The organism is Bartonella capreoli (genome assembly GCF_902813205.1).
GTDB classification, from domain to species: Bacteria; Pseudomonadota; Alphaproteobacteria; order Rhizobiales; family Rhizobiaceae; genus Bartonella; species Bartonella schoenbuchensis.
The window spans coordinates 1-397 of record NZ_CADDZX010000354.1; the positions used below are offsets into that span (position 1 = coordinate 1).

Below are 397 nucleotides of genomic sequence, written 5' to 3' on the forward strand. Positions count from 1 at the left end.
AACAGCATAACGGGTTCAAGCTCGTTTAGGTAAAGTTACAGCTTTAAGCATTAGCAGCATTATCAATAAAACAGCAAAGGGCTTACCTACATGTAAATATGAAGAGTATAAATTCCAACTCATCACAGAACGCTTAATGGGCAAGACAGTATCATCTTATGAAACGCCAGCTATGCGATGGGGAAATGAACATGAAGACAGTGCAATTGAAGAATATAGCGTTCTTTACGACACCCCTGTCACCCGATGTGGTTTTATAGCCCATCCAACAACTGAAATGGCACGCGCTAGTCCGGATGCTCTCGTTGGAGATGATGGCCTTGAAGAAGTAAAATGCCCTCAACCAATAACACAAGCACGTTTTTTGTTAAGTGGTGAATTCAATCCTGAATATATC

The 397-nt window shown here is 41.1% G+C and carries 1 pseudogene; it reads left to right on the forward strand.

The window, feature by feature from the left end:
• Positions 1-16 precede the first annotated feature (16 nt).
• Positions 17-397, forward strand: a pseudogene (locus J7R05_RS08765) (YqaJ viral recombinase family protein); the annotation flags it as partial.